Origin of the sequence: Allobosea sp. CER48 (assembly GCF_044752385.1) — a bacterium.
In the GTDB taxonomy this organism is placed as follows: Bacteria; Pseudomonadota; Alphaproteobacteria; order Rhizobiales; family Beijerinckiaceae; genus Allobosea.
The window spans coordinates 1-3,595 of sequence record NZ_JBIWYK010000331.1; the positions used below are offsets into that span (position 1 = coordinate 1).

5 protein-coding genes, 1 tRNA gene and 1 riboswitch are annotated in these 3,595 nt (G+C 67.2%); of the genes, 2 read left to right on the plus strand and 4 right to left on the minus strand.

The window, feature by feature from the left end; translation table 11 throughout:
• The first annotated feature begins 48 nt into the window (after positions 1–48).
• Positions 49–363, plus strand: a complete 315-nt coding sequence (locus ACIPIA_RS12215) for an Rdx family protein (RefSeq protein WP_400509859.1) — start codon at positions 49–51, stop codon at positions 361–363.
• 115 nt (positions 364–478) lie between these two features.
• Here the strand turns inward: ACIPIA_RS12215 and ACIPIA_RS12220 are convergent, their stop codons facing one another.
• Genes ACIPIA_RS12220 through thiO form a run of 4 tightly spaced genes read right to left on the minus strand, consistent with a single transcriptional unit; the run spans position 479 to position 3,050 of the window.
• Positions 479–1,087, minus strand: a complete 609-nt coding sequence (locus ACIPIA_RS12220; protein WP_400509862.1) for a thiamine phosphate synthase — start codon at positions 1,085–1,087, stop codon at positions 479–481.
• A 14-nt stretch (positions 1,088–1,101) separates the two neighbouring features.
• Positions 1,102–1,872 (minus strand): thiazole synthase, encoded by a 771-nt coding sequence (locus ACIPIA_RS12225; RefSeq protein ID WP_400509864.1) that lies wholly within the window; start codon positions 1,870–1,872, stop codon positions 1,102–1,104.
• 1 nt (position 1,873) lies between these two features.
• The gene (gene thiS, locus ACIPIA_RS12230) at positions 1,874–2,071 is read right to left on the minus strand and encodes a sulfur carrier protein ThiS (protein WP_400509866.1); all 198 of its coding nucleotides are present in this window, start codon (positions 2,069–2,071) and stop codon (positions 1,874–1,876) included.
• Positions 2,055–3,050, minus strand: coding sequence for a glycine oxidase ThiO (gene thiO, locus ACIPIA_RS12235; RefSeq protein ID WP_400509869.1), 996 nt, complete (start codon positions 3,048–3,050; stop codon positions 2,055–2,057). Before thiO ends, thiS begins: the two co-directional genes overlap by 17 nt.
• A gap of 76 nt (positions 3,051–3,126) precedes the next feature.
• Positions 3,127–3,228: riboswitch (TPP riboswitch) on the minus strand.
• Positions 3,229–3,439: 211 nt separating this feature from the next.
• Here thiO and ACIPIA_RS12240 point away from each other — a divergent pair.
• Positions 3,440–3,530 (plus strand) — tRNA-Ser (locus ACIPIA_RS12240).
• The last annotated feature ends 65 nt before the right edge of the window (positions 3,531–3,595 follow it).

Genomic DNA, 3,595 nt, shown 5'->3' on the forward strand with positions numbered 1-3,595 from the left:
CGCGGACGCGGGATGTCGATGCGAATTTCCTCAGCCCCGGTGCCTGCCATGACCGAAACCAAGCCCGCCCCTCGCATCGCCATCACCTATTGCTCGATGTGCAACTGGATGCTGCGCTCGGCCTGGCTCGGCCAGGAGCTGCTCTCGACCTTCGGGCAGGACCTTGGCGAAGTCGCGCTGATCCCGCGCACCGGCGGCATCTTCCAGATCCACTATGACGGCGAGCTGATCTGGGACCGCAAGGCCGATGGCGGCTTCCCGGATTCCAAGGTGCTGAAGCAGCGCGTCCGCGACCGGCTCGACCCCGAGCGCAGCCTCGGCCATGTCGACGGTCACACGATGTCGGCCGAAGCGGAGAGCTGAGCGCACGCCCCCTGCCGTCATGGTCGGGCTTGCCCCCGACCATCTCGGAACCCAGTGGCTTCTCGTCATGCCCTTCTCGGGTCTGCCGCTGCGCACGGCCCGAGAATGACGGCTCTCAGGCCGCGTGTTTTCGCGTCGCCGCGACCCAGGCCTTCAGCCGCCCCTCGGGATCGGCGTTCAACGTGATGTCCGTCACGGCCGCGACGATATCGGCGCCGGCCTCGAAGACGCCCGGCGCCCGCTCCAGCGAGATGCCGCCGATGCCGACCAGCGGCAAATCGCCGATGCGGCGCTTCCATTCGCCCAGCCGCTCCAGCCCCTGCGGACCGAAACGCATCTGCTTCAGAATCGTCGGATAGACCGGGCCGAGCGCCACGTAGTCCGGTTTTGCCGCCAGAGCGCGTTCCAGCTCGGGTTCGTCATGGCTACTGATGCCGAGCTTGAGGCCGGCCTTGCGGATCGTACCGAGATCGGCGTCGTCGAGATCCTCCTGGCCGAGATGGATGAAATCGCAGCCTTCGGCGATGGCGAGCTTCCAGTAGTCGTTGACCACCAGCACGCAGCCGGCCGCGGCGCAGAGCGTCTTCGCCCGCGCGATCTCGCGAGCGACTTCGGTCTCAGGGCGGTCCTTGACGCGCATTTGCACGAGCTTGACGCCGAGCGGCAGCATTCGCTCCAGCCAGTCGGCACTGTCGAAGATGGGGTAGAACGGATCGAGCTTCATGCGAGGACGGTCTTTCAGGCCAGGAAGGCTTTGCCCATGACGGGGGTCGAGGGAGCGGCCATGTCGCGCGCCTCGATCGGCTGCGCCACAAAGGCCTGCCGGCCCGCGCGGATGGCGAGCGCGAAGGCCTCCGCCATCGCGGCGGGATCGCCGGCCTTGGCGACGGCCGTGTTCAGCAGGATGCCGTCATAGCCCATCTCCATCGCCTGCGCGGCGTGGGACGGCAGGCCGATGCCGGCATCGACGACCAGCGGGATGTCGGGGAAATGCTGGCGCATGCTGCGCAGGCCATAGGGATTGTTGAGCCCTCGCCCCGAGCCGATCGGCGCGCCCCAGGGCATCAGCACCTCGCAACCGGCATCGAGCAGCCGGCCACCGACGACCAGATCCTCGGTCGTATAGGGAAAGACCTTGAAGCCGTCATCGGCGAGGATGCGGGCGGACTCGACGAGCGCGATCACATCGGGCTGGAGCGTGTCGTCCTCCCCGATCACCTCAAGCTTGATCCAGTCGGTGCCGAAGACCTCGCGCGCCATCTGCGCCGTGGTGACGGCCTCCTTGACCGTATGGCAGCCGGCGGTGTTGGGCAGCACCCTGACGTCGAGTTCACGGATCAGCGCCCAGAAGGCCTGGCCGGCGCCGCCTGCCGCTTCCCGGCGCAGCGAGACCGTGACGACCTCTGCACCCGAACGCTTTACCGCCTCGGCGAGGATGGCAGGCGACGGATATTGCGCCGTGCCGAGGAAAAGCGGGTTGCTCGGCTCGAAGCCATAGAAGGACGCCATTTCAGCCTCCCTGCATCGGGGCGACGATTTCGATCCTGTCGCCTTCGCTCAAGGGCAGCTCGGCACGCTTGCGAACGGGAACGAACTCGCCGTTGACCGCCGTCGCGACGATCCGGCCACCATATCCGAGTTCGGCCAGCGCCTCGGCCAGCGTCTTCGCCGCGATTTCCTGCGGCGTGCCGTTAAGCAGCAAGGTCATGCAGCATCTCCGGTGTTGCTTGCGGGTTCAGCACGGTCTCCGCCGTCATCCGCGCCATGGCGGGGCTGAGCAGGAAGCCGTGGCGATAGAGCCCGTTGACGTGGATCACCCGCCCGCGACGCGTCAGCCGCGGCAGGTTGTCGGGAAAAGCCGGGCGCGCATCGGTGCCGATCTCGACCACCTCCGCCTCGCCGAAGGCAGGATGCAGCGCATAGGCCGCCCCCAGCAGTTCCAGCATGGCGCGGGCGGAGATACGGCTGCGCTCGCTGCTCTCGATCATGGTTGCGCCAACCATGAAGAGCCCATCGGCTCGCGGCACGATATAGAGCGGAATGCGTGGATGAAGCAGCCGGACCGGGCGCGACAGGCGAATCTCGCTGCTTCGGAGCAGGAGCATCTCGCCCTTGACGCCACGAAGGCCGGGCAGGACCTCCCGTGCAGCGAGGCCACGGCAATCGAGCACGATATCGGCGGCGAGGTCCGTCGGTTCGACGGCGCTGCCGAAATGGATCGCGGCACCGTTCCCGACCAGCCGCTCGGCCAGCGTCGCGATGGCCGCGCGTGGATCGAGATGCCCCTCCCCGCCGAAGAACAGGCCGCGCGAGAAGCGCCCGGCGAGATCGGGCTCGAGGCCGGCGACAGCATCGCCATCGACCTCCTCGAAATGGCTGGTGCGCTGGCCGAAGCGGCGCAGTTCCGACCGATCGCGACTCGGCGCGACGACGAGCGTGCCCTGGCGCACGACGCCGCCGGCATGGCGCTCCCACCAATCGGCCGCCTGCTGCCCGAGCCGGATCACCGGCTCCTCGGCACTCTCCCCCTCGCACCATGGCGCGAGCATGCCGCCGGCAAACCAGGAGCAGGCTTCGGCGCCGATGCGCGGACCACGCTCATGGACGGTGACTCGTGCTCCATGTGCCAGCAACTCGGTCGCGCAGGCGAGTCCGACGACGCCGGCGCCAACCACTGCGACGTTCAGACCCGTCTGAAGACGTTCTTCCGCCATGCTCTTCCCTGCTCCCGGGAAGGCAGCGGCCTGGGGCACGAGCAATCTCTGCGAGCCGAAGACCGTTCCCTTCGCCGGCATTACCCGGATCAGGTACGATGGGTTGGCGCGGAACGCGTCTCTCAGCCTTTCGGCACCCCAACGGACGGGCCTAATCTAAAGACCGCATCGGGCCAGAGCAAGGCAAGCTGGCGCACAGCCCCTTTGCGGCGGACGCCGTCTTCCGATGAACACGGCATTGCCGCGTCCCTTCGCACGGGCGTGCATCGCGGCGCGGGCTCGGTGCATTCACAGGCAACGCGAAGGAAGTTGTCGGCGAGGCTTGTCAAACGGCTCTGCAATCGGGCATAGAGCCTTGCGCCGGAGACGTGGCCGAGAGGCTGAAGGCACTCGTTTGCTAAATGAGCATACCCCACAAGGGTATCGAGGGTTCGAATCCCTCCGTCTCCGCCACTTTCCTTTCCCGGTCTCTCCCAGCCAGGCCTGAACCGGCCTTTTGGTTCAACGGGCTAGCGGTT

Coding starts and splice junctions, on each gene's coding strand:
- ACIPIA_RS12215 (WP_400509859.1), top strand. CDS start 49: ATGACCGAAACCAAGCCCGCCCCTCGCATCGCCATCACCTATTGCTCG.
- ACIPIA_RS12220 (WP_400509862.1), bottom strand. CDS start 1,087: ATGAAGCTCGATCCGTTCTACCCCATCTTCGACAGTGCCGACTGGCTG.
- ACIPIA_RS12225 (WP_400509864.1), bottom strand. CDS start 1,872: ATGGCGTCCTTCTATGGCTTCGAGCCGAGCAACCCGCTTTTCCTCGGC.
- thiS (WP_400509866.1), bottom strand. CDS start 2,071: ATGACCTTGCTGCTTAACGGCACGCCGCAGGAAATCGCGGCGAAGACG.